The organism is Polynucleobacter sp. MG-27-Goln-C1, from assembly GCF_018881905.1.
Lineage (GTDB): Bacteria > Pseudomonadota > Gammaproteobacteria > Burkholderiales > Burkholderiaceae > Polynucleobacter.
In genome coordinates this window covers 661709-682361 of record NZ_JACVPM010000002.1, presented here as the reverse complement: position 1 = coordinate 682361, position 20653 = coordinate 661709, and the positions used below count along the sequence as shown (strand labels likewise).

At 46.1% G+C, this 20653-nt stretch carries 21 protein-coding genes and 1 pseudogene; 11 read left to right on the top strand and 11 right to left on the bottom strand.

Translation table 11 applies throughout. The annotated features are described in order from the left end of the window. Positions 1-197: 197 nt before the first annotated feature. Both ampD and ICN14_RS07585 read right to left on the bottom strand, forming a co-directional pair. The gene (ampD, locus tag ICN14_RS07590; protein ID WP_216225826.1) at positions 198-1064 is read right to left on the bottom strand and encodes a 1,6-anhydro-N-acetylmuramyl-L-alanine amidase AmpD; all 867 of its coding nucleotides are present in this window, start codon (positions 1062-1064) and stop codon (positions 198-200) included. Further along, positions 1018-1866, bottom strand: coding sequence for an inner membrane protein YpjD (locus ICN14_RS07585; protein WP_216225825.1), 849 nt, complete (start codon positions 1864-1866; stop codon positions 1018-1020). Before ICN14_RS07585 ends, ampD begins: the two co-directional genes overlap by 47 nt. A gap of 20 nt (positions 1867-1886) precedes the next feature. On the opposite strand from ICN14_RS07585, the gene ffh reads away from it, so the two are divergent. Further along, positions 1887-3269 (top strand): signal recognition particle protein, encoded by a 1383-nt coding sequence (gene ffh, locus ICN14_RS07580; RefSeq protein WP_216225824.1) that lies wholly within the window; start codon positions 1887-1889, stop codon positions 3267-3269. Between the two features lie 19 nt (positions 3270-3288). On the opposite strand, the gene ICN14_RS07575 is transcribed toward ffh, so the two are convergent. After that, entirely contained in the window at positions 3289-5031 is a 1743-nt protein-coding gene (locus ICN14_RS07575) for a proline--tRNA ligase (RefSeq protein ID WP_216225823.1), read from the bottom strand. A gap of 50 nt (positions 5032-5081) precedes the next feature. Here ICN14_RS07575 and ICN14_RS07570 point away from each other — a divergent pair, with 50 nt between their 5' ends. Together ICN14_RS07570 and ICN14_RS07565 are read left to right on the top strand one after the other, a co-directional pair. Then, the gene (locus ICN14_RS07570; RefSeq protein WP_216225822.1) at positions 5082-5684 is read left to right on the top strand and encodes an RNA pyrophosphohydrolase; all 603 of its coding nucleotides are present in this window, start codon (positions 5082-5084) and stop codon (positions 5682-5684) included. After that, a complete protein-coding gene (locus tag ICN14_RS07565) occupies positions 5681-6244 on the top strand; it encodes a CNP1-like family protein (RefSeq protein WP_216225821.1) in 564 nt (187 codons plus the stop codon). The genes ICN14_RS07570 and ICN14_RS07565 overlap by 4 nt, the downstream gene beginning before the upstream one ends. A 56-nt stretch (positions 6245-6300) precedes the next feature. On the opposite strand, the pseudogene proB reads toward ICN14_RS07565, so the two are convergent. From proB to rplU, 4 genes and pseudogenes are all read right to left on the bottom strand, one after another. After that, a pseudogene (gene proB, locus ICN14_RS07560) lies at positions 6301-7071 on the bottom strand (glutamate 5-kinase); the annotation flags it as partial. A 29-nt stretch (positions 7072-7100) separates the two neighbouring features. Continuing rightward, entirely contained in the window at positions 7101-8195 is a 1095-nt protein-coding gene (gene obgE, locus ICN14_RS07555; protein ID WP_216225819.1) for a GTPase ObgE, read from the bottom strand. Positions 8196-8282: 87 nt separating this feature from the next. Then, the gene (gene rpmA, locus ICN14_RS07550; RefSeq protein WP_015420374.1) at positions 8283-8543 is read right to left on the bottom strand and encodes a 50S ribosomal protein L27; all 261 of its coding nucleotides are present in this window, start codon (positions 8541-8543) and stop codon (positions 8283-8285) included. 33 nt (positions 8544-8576) lie between these two features. Then, positions 8577-8888, bottom strand: a complete 312-nt coding sequence (rplU, locus tag ICN14_RS07545; RefSeq protein ID WP_041484800.1) for a 50S ribosomal protein L21 — start codon at positions 8886-8888, stop codon at positions 8577-8579. A gap of 75 nt (positions 8889-8963) precedes the next feature. Between rplU and ICN14_RS07540 the strand changes: the two genes are divergently transcribed. Further along, a complete protein-coding gene (locus tag ICN14_RS07540; protein WP_216225818.1) occupies positions 8964-9968 on the top strand; it encodes a polyprenyl synthetase family protein in 1005 nt (334 codons plus the stop codon). Here the strand turns inward: ICN14_RS07540 and ICN14_RS07535 are convergent. After that, the gene (locus ICN14_RS07535) at positions 9965-10900 is read right to left on the bottom strand and encodes a glycine/sarcosine/betaine reductase selenoprotein B family protein (RefSeq protein ID WP_216225817.1); all 936 of its coding nucleotides are present in this window, start codon (positions 10898-10900) and stop codon (positions 9965-9967) included. The two genes, ICN14_RS07540 and ICN14_RS07535, sit on opposite strands and share 4 nt — an antisense overlap. A gap of 56 nt (positions 10901-10956) precedes the next feature. On the opposite strand from ICN14_RS07535, the gene ICN14_RS07530 reads away from it, so the two are divergent. Beyond that, positions 10957-11724: a fumarylacetoacetate hydrolase family protein gene (locus ICN14_RS07530; RefSeq protein ID WP_216225816.1), complete on the top strand. Its 768-nt coding sequence runs from the start codon at positions 10957-10959 to the stop codon at positions 11722-11724. 124 nt (positions 11725-11848) lie between these two features. Here ICN14_RS07530 and ICN14_RS07525 read toward each other — a convergent pair whose 3' ends face one another. Further along, entirely contained in the window at positions 11849-12868 is a 1020-nt protein-coding gene (locus ICN14_RS07525) for a 2-dehydropantoate 2-reductase (protein ID WP_215387118.1), read from the bottom strand. Between the two features lie 101 nt (positions 12869-12969). Further along, complete coding sequence (locus ICN14_RS07520) at positions 12970-14385, bottom strand: sodium:solute symporter family protein (protein ID WP_216225815.1); 1416 nt, start codon at positions 14383-14385, stop codon at positions 12970-12972. 132 nt (positions 14386-14517) lie between these two features. On the opposite strand from ICN14_RS07520, the gene ICN14_RS07515 reads away from it, so the two are divergent. Then, entirely contained in the window at positions 14518-15483 is a 966-nt protein-coding gene (locus tag ICN14_RS07515) for a squalene/phytoene synthase family protein (protein WP_370624820.1), read from the top strand. Here ICN14_RS07515 and ICN14_RS07510 read toward each other — a convergent pair. Beyond that, complete coding sequence (locus tag ICN14_RS07510) at positions 15480-15974, bottom strand: methylated-DNA--[protein]-cysteine S-methyltransferase (protein WP_216225813.1); 495 nt, start codon at positions 15972-15974, stop codon at positions 15480-15482. The genes ICN14_RS07515 and ICN14_RS07510 overlap by 4 nt on opposite strands. Before the next feature lie 117 nt (positions 15975-16091). On the opposite strand from ICN14_RS07510, the gene ICN14_RS07505 reads away from it, so the two are divergent. From ICN14_RS07505 to coaE, 5 genes are read left to right on the top strand one after another with little or no spacing between them, the layout of a single operon-like run. Next, positions 16092-17381, top strand: coding sequence for an HlyC/CorC family transporter (locus ICN14_RS07505; protein WP_216225812.1), 1290 nt, complete (start codon positions 16092-16094; stop codon positions 17379-17381). Continuing rightward, entirely contained in the window at positions 17378-18448 is a 1071-nt protein-coding gene (locus tag ICN14_RS07500) for a GspE/PulE family protein (RefSeq protein ID WP_216225811.1), read from the top strand. The genes ICN14_RS07505 and ICN14_RS07500 overlap by 4 nt, the downstream gene beginning before the upstream one ends. Continuing rightward, a complete protein-coding gene (locus tag ICN14_RS07495; RefSeq protein ID WP_255536002.1) occupies positions 18439-19512 on the top strand; it encodes a type II secretion system F family protein in 1074 nt (357 codons plus the stop codon). Before ICN14_RS07500 ends, ICN14_RS07495 begins: the two co-directional genes overlap by 10 nt. Beyond that, positions 19512-20012 (top strand): A24 family peptidase, encoded by a 501-nt coding sequence (locus tag ICN14_RS07490; protein WP_370624819.1) that lies wholly within the window; start codon positions 19512-19514, stop codon positions 20010-20012. Before ICN14_RS07495 ends, ICN14_RS07490 begins: the two co-directional genes overlap by 1 nt. Then, positions 19967-20653, top strand: coding sequence for a dephospho-CoA kinase (gene coaE, locus ICN14_RS07485; protein ID WP_216863240.1), 687 nt, complete (start codon positions 19967-19969; stop codon positions 20651-20653). The genes ICN14_RS07490 and coaE overlap by 46 nt, the downstream gene beginning before the upstream one ends.

Here is a 20653-nt window from a genome sequence, read left to right as displayed (position 1 = left end):
CATCTAGTGTCTCGAAGTGCATTTGACACTAAGTATAGGGAAATATTCTGAATTTAGTAAGACATTTCTCACGAATATTTATAAGTATTTTTCCTAGGTATTCCAACAATTTAGGGGCTATTTTGGTGCGAAATTTTCAGCCCTTTTTAGCTAAAGGGCAAGAAAGTGAGCGGGTGCTCACATACTACTTTAGAGATCTAGCGGGGGTCTAAACCAAAGGGTAGTTTTTTGGCTGGAGTGTTGCTTTTAGTTTGAAACTTTTGCCAACTAAATTGAATCCCGGGATCTGTTTTTCTGCCAGGGGCAATATCACTATGCCCAGCAAATTGAAGATTGGGGTAAACAGCACTTAATTGGGAGCTTAATTTGGCGAGGGCCGAATACTGAATATCTTCAAAAGGATGGTTGCTATCACCCTCTAACTCAATGCCGATCGAGAAATCATTGCACTTTTCGCGACCCATGAAGGATGAAACACCAGCATGCCAGGCCTTGTTTTGGGTGGAGACAAACTGAAAAACCTCACCACTACGTGAAATCAAGAAATGACTAGATACCTTTTGGTCAGCAATTTCTTCAAAATAAGGGTGTAGCGAAGAATCCAACTTGTTTTGGAAAAAATCAACGATAAAGTGGGTGGAACTACGATCCACAAAACCGCTAGGTGGCAAGCTGATGTGATGAATCACAACCAGATCCGGTGCAAGGCCTTCTGGTCGAACATCTTGATTGGGTGAGCTTCGCCAAACGGCAGAACCTATCCAACCCTGAGCATCCAAACTATTCAGGTGCTCTTGAGAGCAATAAAAGCGATCCACTTGTTTGGTTGCCTCAGATTTTGGAAGGTGCACCGAACACTGCTGACACTGGACAATCACCTCTGGCTCAGCAACCTTGCTGTGTTCAGCCTTGATCTTGGCAGCCTGATCCGTATTGAGCTTTGCCTGTTTTTTTCCTTTGATCCAAAGGTACAAAACCCCTGCGCCAGCAAATAGTAGAAGCCACTTAATCACAACGTCATGCTCTCTGAAGAATAACTTCCAAAACAAATCTACTGCCGACATAGGCTAGGAGCAAGGCGGTATAAGCACTTAAGACCCAGCGAACAGCCACGCGACCACGCAAGCCAACACGCCAACGCGCAATCAGAAGGCCAGAGAATAAGAACCAGGAGATCAATGCAAAAATGGTCTTATGATCAAAAACAAGCGGCTTTCCAAATAAGGTTTGCGAAAAGAGTAGACCGGAAAATACGGTCAAGGTGAGAAGCGCAACACCCACGTAGAGCAAATTAAACAGCAGGCTTTCCATTGTCATTAAGGGAGGCAAATCCTCCAGCCAATGCGCTATCCGGCTATTGGGAATAATGGCCAGCTGACGATGCAATGCTCGATCCTGAACACTCATTAACATGGCATGCATCGCAGCCAAACTCAAGAGTCCAACTGAAATAGTGGCAACAATAAAGTGCCCCTTAAACCAAGGGTCAGAGACAGCCTTTGGGGAAATCAGGGTGCCAGAAAAAATGGCGGGCAATGCGGAACAGATCAGCGCAAAACACAAAACCAGCCAGCGCAAACTCGAGATCGGTAAAAACCAAGACTGAAACCAATAAAAAGCGAGACCAACCCAAGCGATCAGCGACAGATCCTGGGCAAAACCAAAAACAAAGCCTTCTGGCGTAAAGACCGAATCGTGCAACTGAATTCCGTGTACCAGCAAAATCAATAGGATGAATGCCTGAACCAAGCCTGTAAAAGCTGGGGATTCAATTTTTCCCTTCGGCCGCGAACTTAAAAAGACCAAAAGAAGCAAATAAAGTGCAGATGGGAGCCATCCCGAGCCTGAGTAACCTAAAATATCCATCTGGAAAGTCTAATCGATAAATGCTAGAGAATCTCACCGACCGCCTATCTCGTGTTGTTAAGACAATGCGGGGGCAAGCTCGCCTTACTGAGGAAAACACTGCAGAAATGCTGCGGGAGATCCGTCTGGCCTTGTTGGAGGCTGACGTTGCGCTTCCTGTCGTTAAATCTTTACTAGAACAAATTAAATTTAAAGCCCTTGGCGAAGAAGTGGTTGGTAGCCTCAGCCCCGGCCAAGCGCTAGTAGGCGTTGTGCAGCGTGAAATTGCTCAAGTCATGCGTGGCGATACTTCTCAAAGTGGTGAACTCAATCTAGCCACCCAACCCCCAGCGGTAATTCTGATGGCTGGCTTGCAGGGTGCAGGTAAAACCACTTCAGTTGGTAAGTTGGCCAAGTTTTTGCAAGAGAAGAAGAAAAAGAAAGTTCTCACCGTTTCTTGTGACGTCTATCGCCCTGCTGCTATCGAGCAGCTAGAAACCGTCAGCAAACAAGTAGGCGCTGAATTCTTCCCTAGCAATATCAATCAAAAACCTAGTGAAATCGCTGCTGCCGCTTTAGATTGGGCACGTCGTCATTATTTTGATGTGCTCTTAGTAGATACGGCTGGTCGTCTGGGTATTGATGAAGCACTCATGCAAGAAATCAAAACCTTGCACGCTAATCTCAATCCAATTGAAACGCTGTTTGTTGTTGATGCCATGCTAGGTCAAGATGCCGTCAACACAGCCAAAGCATTCCATGAAGCACTCCCACTGACTGGTGTAATTCTCACCAAGCTGGATGGTGATTCACGCGGCGGCGCTGCACTCTCCGTGCGTCAAGTGACTGGTGTGCCACTTAAATTCATTGGTGTTGCCGAAAAGATGGATGGTCTCGAAGCATTCGATGCTGACCGCATGGCAAACCGTATTTTGGGTATGGGCGATATTCTTGCCTTGGTCGAACAAGCCCAACAAAACGTCGATGTTGCTAAAGCAGAAAAGTTAGCCAGTAAGATTTCTAAAGGCGGATTTGATCTAGGTGACTTCCGCGATCAACTGGCGCAAATGCAACAGATGGGCGGCATGGCCAGCTTGATGGATAAGCTACCAAACCACATGGCACAAGCAGCCTCTAAAACAAACTTAAGTGCTGCTGATAAGCAAACCAAGCGCATGCGCGGCATCATTGATAGCATGACGCCAAAAGAGCGTGCGAAACCGGAGTTACTTAAAGCCACTCGCAAACGCCGCATTGCTGCTGGTGCAGGTGTCGAGGTTCAAGAAGTGAATCGCCTATTGGCGCAGTTTGAACAAATGCAAACCATGATGAAACAGTTCAAGGGTGGCAAGATGGCGCGCACTATGGCATCCATGGCTGCAAAGGGAGCCGCCAAAGGTATTGGCGGACTCTTTAAAAAATAATAGTTAAAAAATTTTTAGCTTAAGAAACCAGTTTCTTAGCAGCATCAACCGCAGCAATCACCCTTGCTTTAATTTCTGCCAACGGAATATTTTCTGATTCAGCATCAGTACGGCCTTTGAATTCCACTTGAGCATCTGCAAGACCACGATCACCAATCACCACGCGGAATGGAACACCAATGAGTTCCCAATCAGCAAACATTGCGCCCGGCCTTTCTCCACGATCATCAAGTACCACATCAACTCCGGCAGCTAGCAACTCAACATGCAATTGATCAGCAGCAGCTTTCACTGCCTCTGATTTGTCATAGCCCATTGGACAAATCACCACTTCAAATGGTGCCATTGAAATCGGCCAAATAATTCCACGCTCGTCATTACCCTGCTCAATTGCAGCACCCAGTAATCGAGTAACGCCAATACCATAGCAACCCATCACCATCGGTTGCGCTTTGCCCTGTTGATCCAAGTAAGTGCAGCCCATTGCTTCGGAGTAACGAGTACCCAGTTGAAATACATGGCCCACTTCGATACCACGGCAAATATCGACAACACCCTTGCCATCAGGAGAGGGATCGCCAATTACAGCATTGCGCAAATCCATTACCAAAGGCTCTGGCAAATCACGACCCCAGTTCACGCCAGTAAAGTGATAACCAGCATCATTAGCGCCACATACAAAGTCAGCCATATTGGCAACGGTACGATCTGCAACTATGGTTACATCAGCGGCAACTCCAACAGGGCCTAAGTAGCCAGCTGGTGCATTACAGGCTTGCTTAATCTCAGCCTCACTTGCAAAGCGAGATTCCGCCATTCCAGGAATCTTGCTTGCTTTGATTTCATTAAGCTCATGGTCACCACGAACCAGCACCATAAATAATTTAGCTGGACCATCTTCTTGATCAGCGGCAAACAGAAGCGACTTCACAGTTTGCTCTAGCGGTAAGTTCAAAAACTTCGCCACGTCAGCACAATTTGTTTGATCTGGTGTTGCGACCTTTGTCTTTGCTTGAGTTGCAGCGCCACGTGCCCCAATTAATGAAACTGATTCAGCAGCCTCTAGATTGGCAGCGTAATCCGAGCTCGGGCAATACACAATTGCATCTTCACCGGTATCAGCAATCACATGAAACTCTTGACTACCTGATCCACCAATAGCGCCGTTATCTGCCGTTACTGCACGGAACTTTAAACCCATACGTTTAAAAATTCGGGTGTACGCATCGAACATGATTTGGTAAGACTTCTTCAATCCCTCGGTATCGCGATCGAATGAATAGGCATCTTTCATACTGAACTCGCGCCCACGCATAATCCCAAAACGTGGACGACGCTCATCACGGAACTTCGTCTGAATTTGATAGAAATTTACCGGGAGCTGTTTGTAGCTCTTAATTTCGTTACGCGCTAAATCGGTCACCACCTCTTCGGAGGTCGGCTGAATTAAAAAGTCACGGTCATGGCGATCTTTAATACGGAGCAACTCTGGCCCCATCTTTTCCCAACGACCTGTTTCTTGCCACAACTCTGCTGGCTGAATCATTGGCATCAGCAACTCAATGGCACCAGCGCGATTCATTTCTTCGCGGATGATATTTTCTACTTTACGAATGGACTTCAAACCCAATGGCAAATAGTTGTAGATACCTGCACTGAGCTTGCGGATTAAACCAGCACGCACCATGAGTTTGTGCGAAACCACCTCAGCGTCGGAGGGGGCTTCTTTTAGGGTGGCGAGAAATGACTGTGAAGCTTTCATGTATGGATATAATCAAATCATTGATTTTAAAGGATTTGAGGCACGATCTCATGCTTGACCGTGAAGGGTATCGACCCAATGTCGGCATAGTCCTCCTCAACAGCCATAACGAGGTTTTCTGGGGAAAACGCGTTGGGCAGCATTCGTGGCAGTTCCCGCAGGGCGGGATTCAGCATGGTGAGAGCCCAGAACAGGCCATGTACCGCGAATTGCATGAGGAAGTTGGCTTGCTACCGGAACATGTCCAAATTATTGGACGAACTAGGGACTGGCTTCGTTACGACGTCCCTGAGGAGTTCTTGCGTCGCCAACATGCCTCCAAAAATCATCGCGCAAGCTATCGTGGCCAAAAGCAAATCTGGTTTTTACTGCGTTTGGTAGGTCTAGATAGCGATATTCACTTACGCGCTACTGAACATCCAGAATTTGATGCCTGGCGCTGGATTCCTTTTTGGATTCAACTAGACTCCGTTATTGATTTCAAGCGCGAAGTCTATCAATTAGCCCTATCCGAACTTGCACGTTACCTTTCTCGCGGCATGAGAATGCAGGAACTTGCTTGGGGATCTCCGCTTGATCTCTTTCAATCCCTGTATGGTGGGGGCGAGGAAGGGGAATCTAAAGAAACAAAACCTACTGGTAAGCCATCATGAAACTCTCTATTTGCGGTCTTCGACTTTTCATCCTCACCCTAGCCCTGGGTTTTGCCTTAGCAGGATGTGCTGGCGATCCTTTAGAAAGTGGACTTGATCCTTTTGCCCCAATGATTTTTAAAGAGGGTGCGACGGCAATGCCACTAAACCCTCCCAATACAGTAACTATTCAACCTTTTTACGTATCACAGCAAACTATTTTTAAGTTTGCAGTCGACACTGACTCCATTTTGATTGGCAACGATGGCATCACAAGATACATCGTTATTCTGACCAGCCCGAATGGCAACAGCCAAGTTCAGTACGAAGGAATTCGCTGTGACTCTTTCCAGTGGCGTCTTTATGGCACTTTTGAAAGCGGGGCTTGGAAAGAAAATCCCCTCTCAAGCTGGAAACCCATTAAAGATCACACGCCAAATCGCTACCAAGCCGCACTAGCTCAAGGCGCTTTTTGCAACTTCTCCTCCCAAGAAAAGAACATCAAAGACATTATTAACTCACTAAATCCGAACGGATTTACGGGTGGCACAAAGCCTACCAATTCATTTGGGGTAATGTGACCAGCCGAAAGGTTGCTGAGTCAATTGCCACGTGATTTAGGCAATCAACAAGTGGTCAGGAAAGTACCAATTTTTTCGCCATTCATTAAACGAGTTAATACATTCGATTCTCGTCCTGAAGCAATCACAGTCGCAGCACCTGTTTGAGCAGCAACCTTTGCGGCGAGCACTTTAGTCAGCATACCGCCCTTACTGAGCTGGCTTGCGGCACCACCAGCCATTTTTTCTAAAGCAGGATCGCCAGCAATCGCATTACTCAAAAGAGTCGCAGAGGTATCTTGACGCGGATCAGCGGTAAATAATCCGCCTTGATCAGTCAGGATTACCAATAAATCTGCATGAATTAAGTTGGTAACTAAAGCGGCAAGACTATCGTTATCGCCAAACTTAATTTCATCCGTAACAACGGTATCGTTTTCATTAATGATTGGAACAACGCCGAGTTTCAATAAAGTATCTAGGGTTGCCTTAGCATTAGCATTGCGCTCGGCATGCGCTAAGTCTGCATTAGTTAACAGCACTTGCGCACTGCGTAAATTAAAGCGCGCAAAACAACTTTCATAAACCTGCACCAAGCCCATCTGACCAACTGCAGCCGCAGCTTGTAGTTGATGAATTTCAGTAGGACGCTTACTCCAACCAAGGCGTTGCATGCCCTCAGCAATCGCACCAGAACTCACCATCAACACCTCATGACCAGCAGCTAACAAGGCAGCCATTTGCTCTGCCCACATGCCGATTGCAGCTCGATCCAAACCCTCACCATTATTGGTGACTAGGCTTGAACCTACTTTCACTACGATTCGTTTAGCTTTCTGAGTATTCATATCAAATGTAGATCTCAAATGACTACTGCTTAATCTGGGGCTTTATCTTCTGGCTGGGCTTGCTCTTGATAACGCGGATCAGCGGCACGCTCATCCTCATCATCCCTATCCTTGCGAATAGAGTCTAAATAATCCTGCAATGAGTAGCACAGCTTATCGCAACCTAATCCAGTTAAAGCGGAGATCTCAAATACAGGACCCTTCCACTTAAACCGTTTAATAAAGTCCGCAACTACTTTCTTGCGATCTTCCTCGGGAATCATATCGACTTTATTAAGCACCAACCAACGTGGCTTTTCAACTAGAGCTTCATCGTATTTACGCAATTCATTCACGATAGCAACAGCATCTGCTACTGGATCAATATTGTCATCAAATGGTGCGATATCAACTAAATGCAACAGCACACCAGTGCGCTGTAAGTGCCTTAAGAAGCGATGACCTAAGCCAGCACCTTCTGCGGCACCCTCAATCAATCCTGGAATATCGGCAATTACAAAGCTACGCTCAGCGCCTACACGCACCACACCCAAATTTGGATGCAAGGTTGTAAACGGATAATCTGCAATTTTTGGGCGTGCGTTAGACACAGCGGTAATCAAAGTCGATTTACCCGCGTTAGGCATACCCAATAAACCAACGTCAGCCAATACTTTTAATTCGAGCTTGAGCTTACGACGCTCACCCTCTTTGCCATTCGTCTTTTGGCGAGGAGCGCGGTTCGTACTACTTTTGAAGTGAATATTTCCCCAACCACCAACACCGCCCTGCGCTAAACAAAGACGTTCGCCGTGGGTAGTTAAATCAGCAATTGGCTCACCAGTTTCGTAATCAGAAATGATTGTGCCAACTGGCATGCGCAACTCAATATCGTCGCCGGCGCGACCATAGCAGTCTGCACCACGACCAGGCTCACCATTTTTTGCGGTGTGCGTTTTAGCGTAGCGATAGTCAATCAGCGTATTGATGTTGCGATCAGCAGTAGCCCAAACGCTTCCGCCTTTACCGCCGTCACCACCATCAGGGCCGCCGAATTCGATAAACTTTTCGCGGCGCATAGAGGCACTCCCGGCGCCACCCTGGCCAGCTATGACTTCAATACGAGCTTCGTCTATAAATTTCATGAATAAAAAAGGCCTCGCTTAGCGAGGCCTGTTCCTAAGAGTTAAATTCGGAATAAATCTGAATCAAACGTGTCTCAGTCAGGCGTCTTATGAACGCGGGAGAACTGAAACCTGGGCCTTCTTCAAAGCACCCTTAACGCCAAATTCCACTTGTCCGTCAACTAAGGCAAACAAAGTGTGATCTTTACCAATACCAACGTTCATACCTGGATGTACTCGTGTACCACGTTGACGAATGATGATGCTGCCAGCGTTGATTTGCTCGCCGCCAAAAACTTTAACGCCTAAGCGTTTCGATTCTGAGTCGCGGCCATTTCGTGTCGAGCCGCCGCCTTTTTTCTGTGCCATATCTTTCTCCTGCTATTTAGCCGTTAGCCTAACTTAGGCTTTAATCGTGTTAATCAGAATTTCTGTGTAATTCTGACGATGGCCTTGGTGCTTTTGATAATGCTTGCGACGGCGCATCTTAAAGATTGTCACTTTATCGTGACGTCCCTGGGAGACGACAGTGGCCATCACAGCTGCACCATTAACCAATGGATCACCCAATTTGAGTGAAGCGCCTTCGCCTACGGCTAAGACTTGGTCAAGAGTGATTTCGCTGCCGATTTCCGCTGGTATCTGTTCTATTTTCAATTTTTCGCCTGCAGCAACTTTATACTGTTTGCCACCGGTTTTTATGACCGCGTACATGGTTTGAAACCTCAATTAATATCTACATTTAAGCTAATCCACCCTGGATGAGCTAAGCCGATTATTATATCTTGCATGACGAGCACTGTCAAAATCAATGAATTAAGCCAAATATTGGCCCCAATTGCCTTAGATTTCAAGGCCTTAGATGAAGTTATTCGCCTACGATTAGCCTCAAAAGTGGCTTTAATCGACCAAATCTCCACCTATATCATCCAAGCGGGCGGAAAACGGGTTCGGCCAGCCCTTTTGCTCCTAGTCAGCAAGGCTTTGGCCAATGGTAAAGAAACCCCCCATGCCCTAGAACTAGCGGCCGTTGTGGAATTTATCCACACAGCCACCCTTTTGCATGATGATGTGGTCGACGAATCGACCCTGAGAAGAGGTCGTGAGACTGCCAATGCTGCTTTTGGTAATGCTGCGAGCGTGCTGGTGGGCGATTTTCTCTATTCCAGAGCCTTTCAGATGATGGTTGGGCCAAACGACCTGCGGGTGATGGAAATCCTATCCGATGCAACCAACACGATTGCCGAGGGAGAGGTTTTACAACTCCTCAACATGAACGACCCTGAAGTAGACGAAGAGAGCTATTTACGGGTTATTCGCTATAAAACCGCTAAGTTATTTGAAGCATCTACAGAGCTTGGGGCAATTTTGGCTGGGACTGATGCCAAACAAAGAGAGCAGTCCGCAGCATTTGGTCGCCACATTGGTACCGCCTTCCAATTAATGGATGACCTTCTCGATTACACCGCCGATGCATCCCAAATGGGGAAAAATGCTGGTGATGATTTAAGGGAGGGCAAACCTACATTACCGCTCATTTACCTCCTTGAAAATGGCAGCACCGAAGAGCGCCTACTGGTTCGTGCGGCAATTGAACAAAATCAAGACTTGCCGGATGATGTATTCCAACAGATTCTGAGTGCAGTACAAAACTCCGGTGCTTTGGATTACACCCAAGCCGCCGCGAAACGAGAGGTTGATTTAGCGCTTGAATGTCTCAAAGATTTCCCTGCAAACGAGGCCACTTCAGCGCTACATGCCTTGTGCAAATACTCTTTATCTAGACAGACCTAAGCACCAACACTCTTTACTCTGATATCGCGCGCAGTGATGCGTGCTTTTTCTGCCTCATCACGCAAGCGCGCAATTTCCTCTGCACTGAGTCGTTCCAAATTGGAGTAATCTAATTTCCACACAGGATCAGAAGACCATACTAAAGGCGACTGCACCGTTGTTCGTGGTCCTGGAGCGCCTTCAAGTAAACGCAGAGCTAATTCAAAATTGGAGTCTTGCGATTCAATGTTATTCGGTAGCGCTGCGGCGTTGCCTAGCGGAAAGTCACTAAAGACCAAACGTGGCACACCGCAATACTCCACAATATCTTTCGCTGCGCCCATGATGACTGTAGAAATACCAGCAGCTTCCAAATAGCGCGCCAATAAACTTTGGCTTTGGTGACAGATAGGGCAATTCGGAATCAATACAGCAAGGTCAACCTGATCTGCGCGCATCTTGCTGAGGATCAATGGTGCATCAATCTCCAGAGTATGGCGTTGACTGCGATTAGTTGGTAGCCCGTAAAAATTTTTAGACAGAGATTGAATGCGACCACTTGCAAGAGCGCGTTTCGCAGCATCCAATGGAAACCAACAATTGCCATCCTGCATGTTGGCATTGCGCCTATCAATACCAACATGCGCAATACGTAAGTCTGCGTCCTCATCAATCGATCGACTATAGGGGTCATAAAACTTCGCAGCAGCGTTGTATGCTGCCCCAGGTCCTTGGGGGCCCTTGCTGGCATCAAAGGGTACTGCCGTAGTGACTAAACCTAGGGTCGATTGATTGAGGGGCTTTTGCAGTGGAGCAAAAGGTACATCAAGGTAATGCGCCCAAACATACGGCGTCTCATACCCCAATCCAAGATAGTAATTACGAGTACGCTCAATATAGCGAACTGGCTGGTCCAATTCAGGTGCAAACAGCAATTCAGAATTCTTGGTCATCAATCCATCCCTGTAAGATATTGCTTATCAAATATTAACTATCAGGAGAATTCATTATGGCTCAATGGCTCAGGTTTCAACATCAAGGCAAATCCGGCTTGGGGCAAGTACAAGGCGATCAAATTGCTGTGTATACAGGCGATCTATTTAATCACCCCCAATCTACTGGCGAGACAGTAAAGCTATCTGATGTCACTATTGATATCCCATGCACTCCCTCAAAAATGGTTGCTATGGTTGATAACTTTCATGCGCTTGTCACCAAGCTTGAGCATGCGGTACCAGCTGAGCCTTTGTATTTTCTGAAAGGTAACAACTCTTTCCTGGCAGCCAATCAAGTAATTCGCACTCCAAAGTCCTACTCTGGAAAAGTTGTATATGAGGGGGAACTTGGAATCGTCATCGGCAAAGCATGCCATGAAGTAGATGAGTCGCAGGCAGCTGCTGCAATTTTTGGTTACACCTGTATTAACGATGTCACTGCAATTGAGATTTTGAATCGCGATCCTGGATACGCACAGTGGACACGCTCAAAGAGTTTCAATACCTTTGGCGTCTTCGGTCCTTACATCACCACCGATGTAGATCCAAGCAAGCTAACGATCAAAACGATCTTGAATGAGCAAGAACGTCAAAACTATTCCATTGCCGACATGATTTTCCCACCAGCAAAATTGGTCAGCCTGATCTCTCAAGATATACCACTGCAAGCTGGCGACATTATTGCTTGCGGCACCTCTGTTGGGGTTGGCTCCATGAAACCCGGCAGCAATGTCAGCATCATCATTGATGGCGTTGGACGCTTAGATAATCGTTTTGAATAAGCCATTTGTTTCTCCGATCTAAAGCTAAGATCGAAAAACAAAAAACCCTCACCATGATTAGTGGTGAGGGTTTTTTTAATGCTTACTTACTGTAGATGTTGAATGTAAATATTTCTGTAGATTCTTAATAACCAGAAACAGATGGCAATGCCAAGCTACCTTTAGAGGCCTGAACATTTTCATCAAGATACTTCGTTAACGCAAAGACTGTGTTGAGGCAAGGTGTTGGCGTTTCGGTAATCTTGCCAAGCTCAATCACGGAACCCAATAAGGCATCGATCTCTAAGCTACGGCCCGCTTCCAAGTCTTGCAACATCGATGTTTTGTGTTTACCAACTTTTTCGGCACCAGCAATACGACGCTCAATATCCACCCGGAAAGTCACACCCAATTTCTCAGCAATGGTTTGCGCTTCAGCCATCATATTACGAGCCAACTCTTTAGTGAGTGGATATTGGCAAATGCCTTCCAAGGTTCCGTGAGTTAAAGAGCTGATTGGGTTGAAGGTCATATTGCCCCACAATTTCAACCAAATCTCAGAACGAATATCTTCTAGGATTGGTGATTTAAATCCAGCTGCTGACATCATTTCAGACATCTTCTGAATGCGCTCGGTCTGCTTGCCATCCAACTCACCCAATGGGAAACGATTGCCTTCAACGTGACGAATCACGCCAGGGGCTTGGGTGAAAGTAGCTGGATAAACTACGCAACCAATAATGTTATTTGGATTAATTGCATTCTTAGCAACACCACCAGCATCGACTGTTTCAACGGAGTGGTCTTGATAGTCGCCACCCAACTTCTGAAAGTACCACCAAGGAATTCCGTTTTGCATCGGAATCAAAATGGTTTCTGGACCCATGATTGCAGCGAGATCTTCAATGATCGGCTCAACCTGATGCGCCTTCACGGCCAAGATCACTACATCAGGAGTTTCCGCATCGCGAATTTTTTCAACTGCTTTTACCTGCGCCACTAAAGGCTCAGGTTGGTCATCCATAATTAATGCGAGGCCGCGCTCTTTAATCGCAGCCAATGTGGCACCACGCGCTACAACCGTGACGTCATTGCCGGCTCGCGCCAACATCACAGCAAGGTAACCGCCAATTGCGCCCCCTCCACCGATCACACAGATTTTCATAAAAACTCCATAAAGATAAAAAATTTTGAATTAATGTCATATTAGAGGAGAATATTTTGCGGTGCAACAAAATATTGTGCCTAATATTTAAGCAATTTAAGTTAACTCGCAGCCAATCTGGCACGGGGTACCAATCCACCCAAAAGCATGCCAACAATGCTCGCCATAAGGCCCGCTAACTGAGGGGGGAGAATAGACTCAGGAGCGAGCACTTCACAGCTAATCCAGACAACGAGGCCGCAAACTACCGATAACAATCCACCTAAGGAATTTGCCCTAGACCAGTACACCCCAAAAGCCAGTGGTACAAAAGCTGCAACCAAGGTCACTTTGTAAGCGTTCTCAACCATCCTAAAAATCGATAAATTAGAGTTAATAGCAAAGAAAGTGACTACTAGAGTGAAGCAGAGCACAGTAATGCGCATGACCTTCAACAAGTCTTGATCAGATAGGTGCTTAAAGAAGCCACGCACAATGTTCTCAGCAAAAGTGACTGAAGGTGCGAGTAATGTCGCACTGGCACAACTCTTGATAGCTGATAGTAGTGCACCAAAAAACATCACCTGAGCAATAAGTGGTGCGTGATCCAAGATCAGCTTAGGCAAAATCATTTGTGGATCTGTATATAAATACTGCTTCACTAGATCTGGACTAATGATGGTTGCAGAGTAAGCCAAATAAAGCGGAACAAATGCGAAGACAAAATACAACACTCCACCTAACAAGGCAGCTTGCACTGCAATGTTTACATTCTTAGAAGATGTGATTCGCTGAAACACATCTTGCTGTGGAATAGAACCTAGCATCATCGTGCACAAGGCGGCTGTAAAGCCAAGGATAGAGGCGAGATTCATCTCGGGCCAGAAGTTGGAAAACTGGCCAGCAGCAGCTGCATGCTCAAACACTACACCAACACCCCCAGTTTGAGCTGTTATCTCGCCGCCGATATAAAGCATGCCCACCACAATGATGATCATCTGGATAAAGTCGGTAATTGCCACTGACCACATGCCACCAAAAAGTGTATAAATCAGAACGCTACCAGCGCCAATTAACATGCCGGCCGTTTGTGTGATGCTACCTTCAGACACAACATTAAAGACAAGTCCCAAAGCTTTAATCTGCGCAGCTACCCACCCTAAATAGGAAACCACAATACAAAGGGTTACCAAAACCTCTACGGTACGGCCATATTTCTCCCGAAAGAAGTCACCGATGGTGAGCATTCGGCGGTTATAGAGATGACGAGCAAAAAAGAGTCCGACTAAGATAAGACATAGGGAGGATCCAAAAGGATCCGAAACAATCCCACCAAGCCCATCCTTTAGAAAGGTGGCTGGGATACCTAAAACCGCTTCGGAGCCAAACCAGGTGGCAAATACCGTAGCAGTAACAATCGGCAAAGGGAGGCTATGACCAGCAGCAGCAAAGTCAGCCGTATTTTTGACCCGTAGCGCAGCCCAAAGACCAATGCCTACAGATACCACCCAATAGATGATGACAAACCAAATCAACATCGCCTAATTTCTCCTTCAGGAATTTGCTCAAATTATATGGCCTTGTTACTTATGTCATTTAATCAATAAGAGCCAAATTTGGGCGAGCTGGTCTGACATAATTCATGGGTGAATTCCGCCATACACCCCAAAGTGAATACCAACAACGATCTAGCCTACCAAAAGGCGATTTTGGGTTCGGTCTCGCGTACTTTTGCGCTCACAATCCCCCTCCTCCCCCCAGCAATTGAGGTCGTGGTTGGCAATACCTATTTACTGTGTCGAATTGTCGACACTATCGAAGATGCAGCCGAACTCAGTCCAACGGAAAAGCAAAGCTTATCTAAACTATTTTTAGAGGCAGTTCTAGGAATGATTCCGGTAGAGGCTTTTGTAAGCCCCTGCCTAGATGCGCTGAAGGGCTACTCTAATATCGATGAGCTCGATTTAATTGCGCACACCCCCACCGTTCTTCGCATTCTGCATACCTTCCCCGACCAAGATCGGGCTGCAATTAGTCGTTGCGTTTCAATCATGTCCGATGGCATGTCGCATTTCCACGGAAGACAAACGCAAGCAGGACTAAAAGACTTCGCAGAATTTGAGGAATATTGCTATGTGGTGGCTGGCGTAGTTGGTGAACTACTCACTAGCATCTTTAGCAACTACTCTATTGAGTTTGCAAAGCAAATTAAAGGGCATGAGCAGCTGGCTATCGCATTTGGTCAGGCCTTACAGATGACCAATATTCTGAAAGACTCACCAGAAGATCGTGCACGCGGAGTTTCCTGGAAACCAGCTTCAATGAGCCAAAGTGAGCTGCTCAAGATTGCCTACGAAAAACTACAAGACTCTATGAGCTACATTCTTCTGATTCCAGAAAATGAAATAGGCATGAGACGCTTCTGCTTTCTTGCTTTCGGTCTTGCGGTCATGACGCTTGAAAAAATTTCTACAAGAAAAGAATTTAGCAATAAATCTGAGGTGAAGCTTTCTAGAAATACGGTTTGGGCTTTCTATGCCTTTACAAAAATTGCAGCCAGTAATCCACTTCTGATGAAGGCATTTTTTTACGTAACATCTAAGCAGCTCAGAAAACTGGCCATAGAAAATCCTTAAAGCGCACCCTCATGCTTTAAAAGCCAAATTTTGATCTGGCGATAAAAACCAGGGGCATCCTCCTTCATAAAACCCCCAAGACCTTGTGCTGAGATAATTCGATGGCACGGAGTTACTAAGGGGTATGGATTTGCGCCGCAAGCCGTTCCGACTGCACGCGGACCACTCTTAATCATTTTTGCGATCTCTCCATAGGTGCTTGTCTCCCCGACTCCAATTCCTTGAGTGGCGTTCCACACCTTTTGCTGGTGCGCTGTTCCTGCAGGCTTCAGTGGAACCTCAAAACTTGATAAAGCGTCTTTGAAATACTGATCGCACTGTTTTGAGAATGCTTTAGCCAGAGCATTTCCAGGGGAAATTAAAGTGGTATCCGGAGGCAAGTAATCAATTTTTGAAATCATCAAACTACCGTCGACCAACTCCGTTTGCACGCCTAGGCACCCAAAAGGGGCTGATATCACGCAATACTCAGTAGATGTAGGGGTGGGCATGAAGAAGATTCTGACACATATTGAGGGATAAATTCAGGCAGGATTCTGAAATGGCTATAGCTAGTGAAATGGCACTTTGCTATATTGGTTGTTCCTTATTCTTTGCAGGCATAACTGATGGACACCTTTTTTGATGATTGGCCCTTTATTGGCCAAGTCGCATTAGTCCTATTTTTACTCGCACTCTCCGGCTTCTTTTCCATGGCCGAAACCAGCATGCTGTCTTCCAATCGCCATCGCCTCCGTGCAATGGCGATTGGTGGCAATGCTGGAGCCGCGCTTGCAGAGAGGCTGTTAAAGCGCATTGATTCATTACTTTCAGTGCTGCTAATTTCTAACAACCTCATCAATACGATCTTGCCGATCTTAGTTACCGGCATCGCCTTACATATTTTTGGCGATAGCGGGCTGGTATTGTCAATTGCCACTTTAGTAGTTGCACTACTAATCATCATTTTTAGTGAGATCACCCCGAAAGTGATCGGCGCAGCTTTTCCTGAAAAAATTGCCAGCAATGTTGGTTGGCTCATTCTTCCCCTCACGTTCATTCTTAAGCCGCTACTCTGGTTCATTAATAGTTTTGTATCAGGGCTAATGAAAGTCTCTGGACTACAGGCCTCAACTGATAGCAGAGTGATGAGTAAAGAAGAATTGCGCAGCTTAGTTCTGGAATCTAACCGATTTGTTTCCGCTCATCATCGCAATATCTTGCTCAATCTTTTCAATCTTGAAAATATTTTGGTTGATGATGTGATGACACCTCGCTCCAAAATTGAAGTGCTGGATCTCTCAAGACCTATTGGTGAGGTAGTTGAACAATTAGAAACTTGTTACCACAACAAGCTGCCAGTATGTGATGGCGACTCTGAGCGCATCATTGGCATTCTGTCTGTAAAGAAAGTGCTCTCCTTGCTTGGTGATGCAGAGCTTCATCACGAAGACTTCAGATCGTTGTTAAACGAGCCCTATTTCATTCCGAGCGGAACTCCCGTTCTACAACAGATGCAATTTTTCCAGGATAACCAACAACGCTTAAGCCTGGTTGTGAATGAATATGGTGAAGTGCTTGGCCTGGTGACCTTTGAAGACATTGTTGAGGAACTGATTGGTGAGTTCACTACCTCATTCTCCAATCTTTCCAATGACCCTCATTGGCTTGCAGATGGCACCTATCTTGCAAGCGGTACCGCATCATTACGAGATTTAAATCGCCTGCTGAAACTGGATCTTCCGCTCGATGGGCCACGCACCTTGAATGGTCTCATTTTAGAAAAACTCGAAGCGATTCCTGATTACGATGTCAGCATTCGAATTGCTGGTGTGGTGATGGATATTGTTCAATTTGATGAGCATGGCGTAAAAACAGTGAAGCTATACCGACCCCTTGCTCAAGCAAATCAAGATTGAGCGAACTGCTACATGACTCTCACATTATTCGGACTTGGCATGAAATCGCTGTTAATGCATTAAATGCTCGGTCTACGGATATTCATATTGAGGCAAGATCTCAAGAAACGGTAGTACGCACGAGAATAGATGGGCGCCTTACATTACAAAGCCAATATCCCATTGATCTTCATGAACGATTAATAACGCGTATCAAAATATTGGCACGTCTCGATATTGCAGAAAAGCGTTTACCTCAAGATGGACGCCTTGCTATTGGTCATGACTTTAGCCATCCCAATATTGATTGTCGGGTATCAATCCTTCCTACTTTGCATGGTGAAAAAGCAGTTATCCGCATTTTGCCAAGCCGCCTCGAAGAGTTGGCTTTAGATCAGCTTGGTTTGCTACCAGGCCAACTAGAGATAATCCGAGAGGCTATAAATCAAACCAATGGGTTGATACTGGTTACAGGGCCGACCGGTAGCGGCAAGACACGGACCTTGTACAGCTGCTTGAGCGCGCTGAACCAAGTACAACGTAATATTTGCTCAGTCGAGGACCCCATCGAAATCCGACTTCCTGGAGTGAATCAAGTAGCTTATCACCCAAAAGCAGGATTGGACTTTCCGACCATTATTCGCGCCCTTCTGCGCCAAGATCCAGATGTCATCATGATTGGTGAAATACGTGATTCAGCAAGCGCACAACTCGCTATCCAGGCCGCACAAACGGGACACTTAGTACTCAGCACCCTTCATACTCGCAATGCCATTGGCGCCCTATGTCGACTTAAAAGTCTCGGCATAGATCAAGAGTCTATTGAATCTTGTCTTCGTTGTGTCAGCTCTCAAAGATTAATTCGAAAACGTTGTAAGCAATGCTATCCAACCTCAAGCAAAAAATCTTGCGATCTTTGCAAGGGGTCGGGATATTTCGGTCGTATTGGCGTCCATGAAGTTTTGGGAAGCAAACACTTGTTTAATTCAGCTCAAGCGCTAGATATCTACTCAGCAGGAATGCAATTACTGAAGTCCGGCTTAATAGATCAAATATCACTAGATTCAGAGCTTGGTACTTGGCATTAACCCAAATGCTTTTAAACAGAAATCTCAGCAAGTCTGAGCAACTACATTTTGCGCAACAAATGCTTGCCCTCCTTCAAGCTGGACTTCCCTTGCTCAATGCAATCCAGCTATTAATCCAGTCCGCGCCAATATCCTGGAAAATTTGGCTGGAAGATATTCGTAAGCAACTTCAAAAGGGTAATAGCTTTTCTTTTTGCCTCAGCGCACAAGGCGGAAAATTTTCCCCAGAGTTTTCCAACCTCATCAGGGTGAGCGAGAGAACGGGTGACCTCAGCTTGGCACTACGCACAATCTCACAGCAGCTGGAGGCTCAGATTGAGCTACGAAGAAAAGTGCAGCAGTCACTAACCTATCCCGTAATCACTTTGACCACTTCTTTTCTACTCGTGCTGGTAATGATGATTTGGGTAGTGCCTGTATTCAAAGAGGTCTTTGGGCACTTTAACGCGGAACTTCCAGCGCCTACTAGAATCCTCATCTTCATCTCCACAGGTGTCCAAAGCCACTATCTAGAGATAGCACTAGGCGCGCTCGTAGTAGTCGCAAGCTTTGTGTACACCTGGCTCAAATCTATTGCACTCCAAAAATTCTGTGATGCCCTCTTGTTGCGCATTCCGTTTTTTGGCAATCTATTTAGACTGGCAACACTGAGTCATTGGTGTCGAACTTTAGGACATCTTCTGGAGACTGGTTTACCGCTTCCAGACGCACTGAGGGTAACTGCGCAATCATCTAATCACTGGGTGAGTCACGACTTTAGCGCTGAGATATTTAAACACCTCACTCGTGGCTGGCCCTTGGGGGAATCACTCAAGCGAGCAGACCCTCAATCAAGAATTCTGGATGTAGAGACTTTATTACTGCTGCATATTGGTGCCGAAAGTGGCGCATTGGCTGAGATGTTAAATAAGCGTGCTGCTACCCTAGGCTCACAGTTGAGTAGTCAACTCAATGCACTCAGCCAAAATTTGGAGCCTGCACTGATTCTTCTGGTTGGCGCCATTATTGGTAGTTTAGTCATAATCCTATATCTACCCATCTTTAATTTAGGACAAATCGTTTAGTGGATCCCAAAATAAGTTTCTGGATCATCAAATCTCTGCTGATGCTGGCTTTGATTTATTTAGCTTATATTGACTGGCGCACCCTCCGCCTTCCCAACGTCATTACCTTCCCCCTGATTATTTTAGGTATTGCTTTTAATTGGATCTCGGACCTGCGCTTAGTCGATCCAAGCTCGGCACTCCTTGGTGCGCTCCTAGGATATGCATCACTGTGGGCATTAAATGCCGGCTATCGCCTTCTAAAAAACCGGAATGGGATTGGAATGGGTGATGCCAAGCTCTTGGCTGCACTGGGTGCTTGGTTAGGATGGAGCTCTTTACCCAGCATCCTTTTAATAGCCTCAGCTACAGGAATCGCGGGGGGCATTATCTGGCTTAAATGGCGGGGTCATCAACTCCAACAGGCTTTTCCTTTTGGCCCTTTTTTAGTGATTGCTGGCATTATTGAATTGTTATGGCCTCAACTCATTCCAACATTGATTCTGCCCAAGCTGATTTAAAAGCCTTAAGGGGGGAAATTCCTTTAATTGGCTTAACTGGCGGCATTGGATCTGGCAAAACTGCAGTCAGCGACTTGCTGGGTAAGCTTGGGGCTGGGATTATTGATACAGACCTGATTTCCCATCAAATCACTGCCCCTGGTGGAAAAGCCATTCCATTGATTGCAAAGGCATTTGGGGCTGACTTTATTGATCCCCAAGGCGCCCTTATTCGCCCCAAGATGCGGACCGTAGTCTTCGAAGATCCCGGTGCCCGCAAAGTTCTAGAGCAAATCACTCACCCCTTAATTCAAGAGGAAACTGCCAGGCAAGCCATTGAGTTGGCCAAGTCTGGAGCGCCCTATCTTCTTTTTGTGGTCCCCCTACTCATTGAGTCTGGTTCTTGGATAAAGCTCATTGACTATCTTGTGGTGGTGGACTGCCCAGAGGAAACCCAAATCCAAAGAGTGATGCACCGCAACAATATGACCCGCGCAGACGTGGAAAATGTTCTGAAAGCACAAACTAGCCGCAATGCCCGTCTAGCAGCCGCTAACGTTGTTATTGAAAATCAAGGCAGCATGGATGAGCTCAAATTAGAGGCTCTAAAGCTGCACCAAAAATTACTCAAAATTTTAGAAGAACCTTTAAGTTCGTCATAG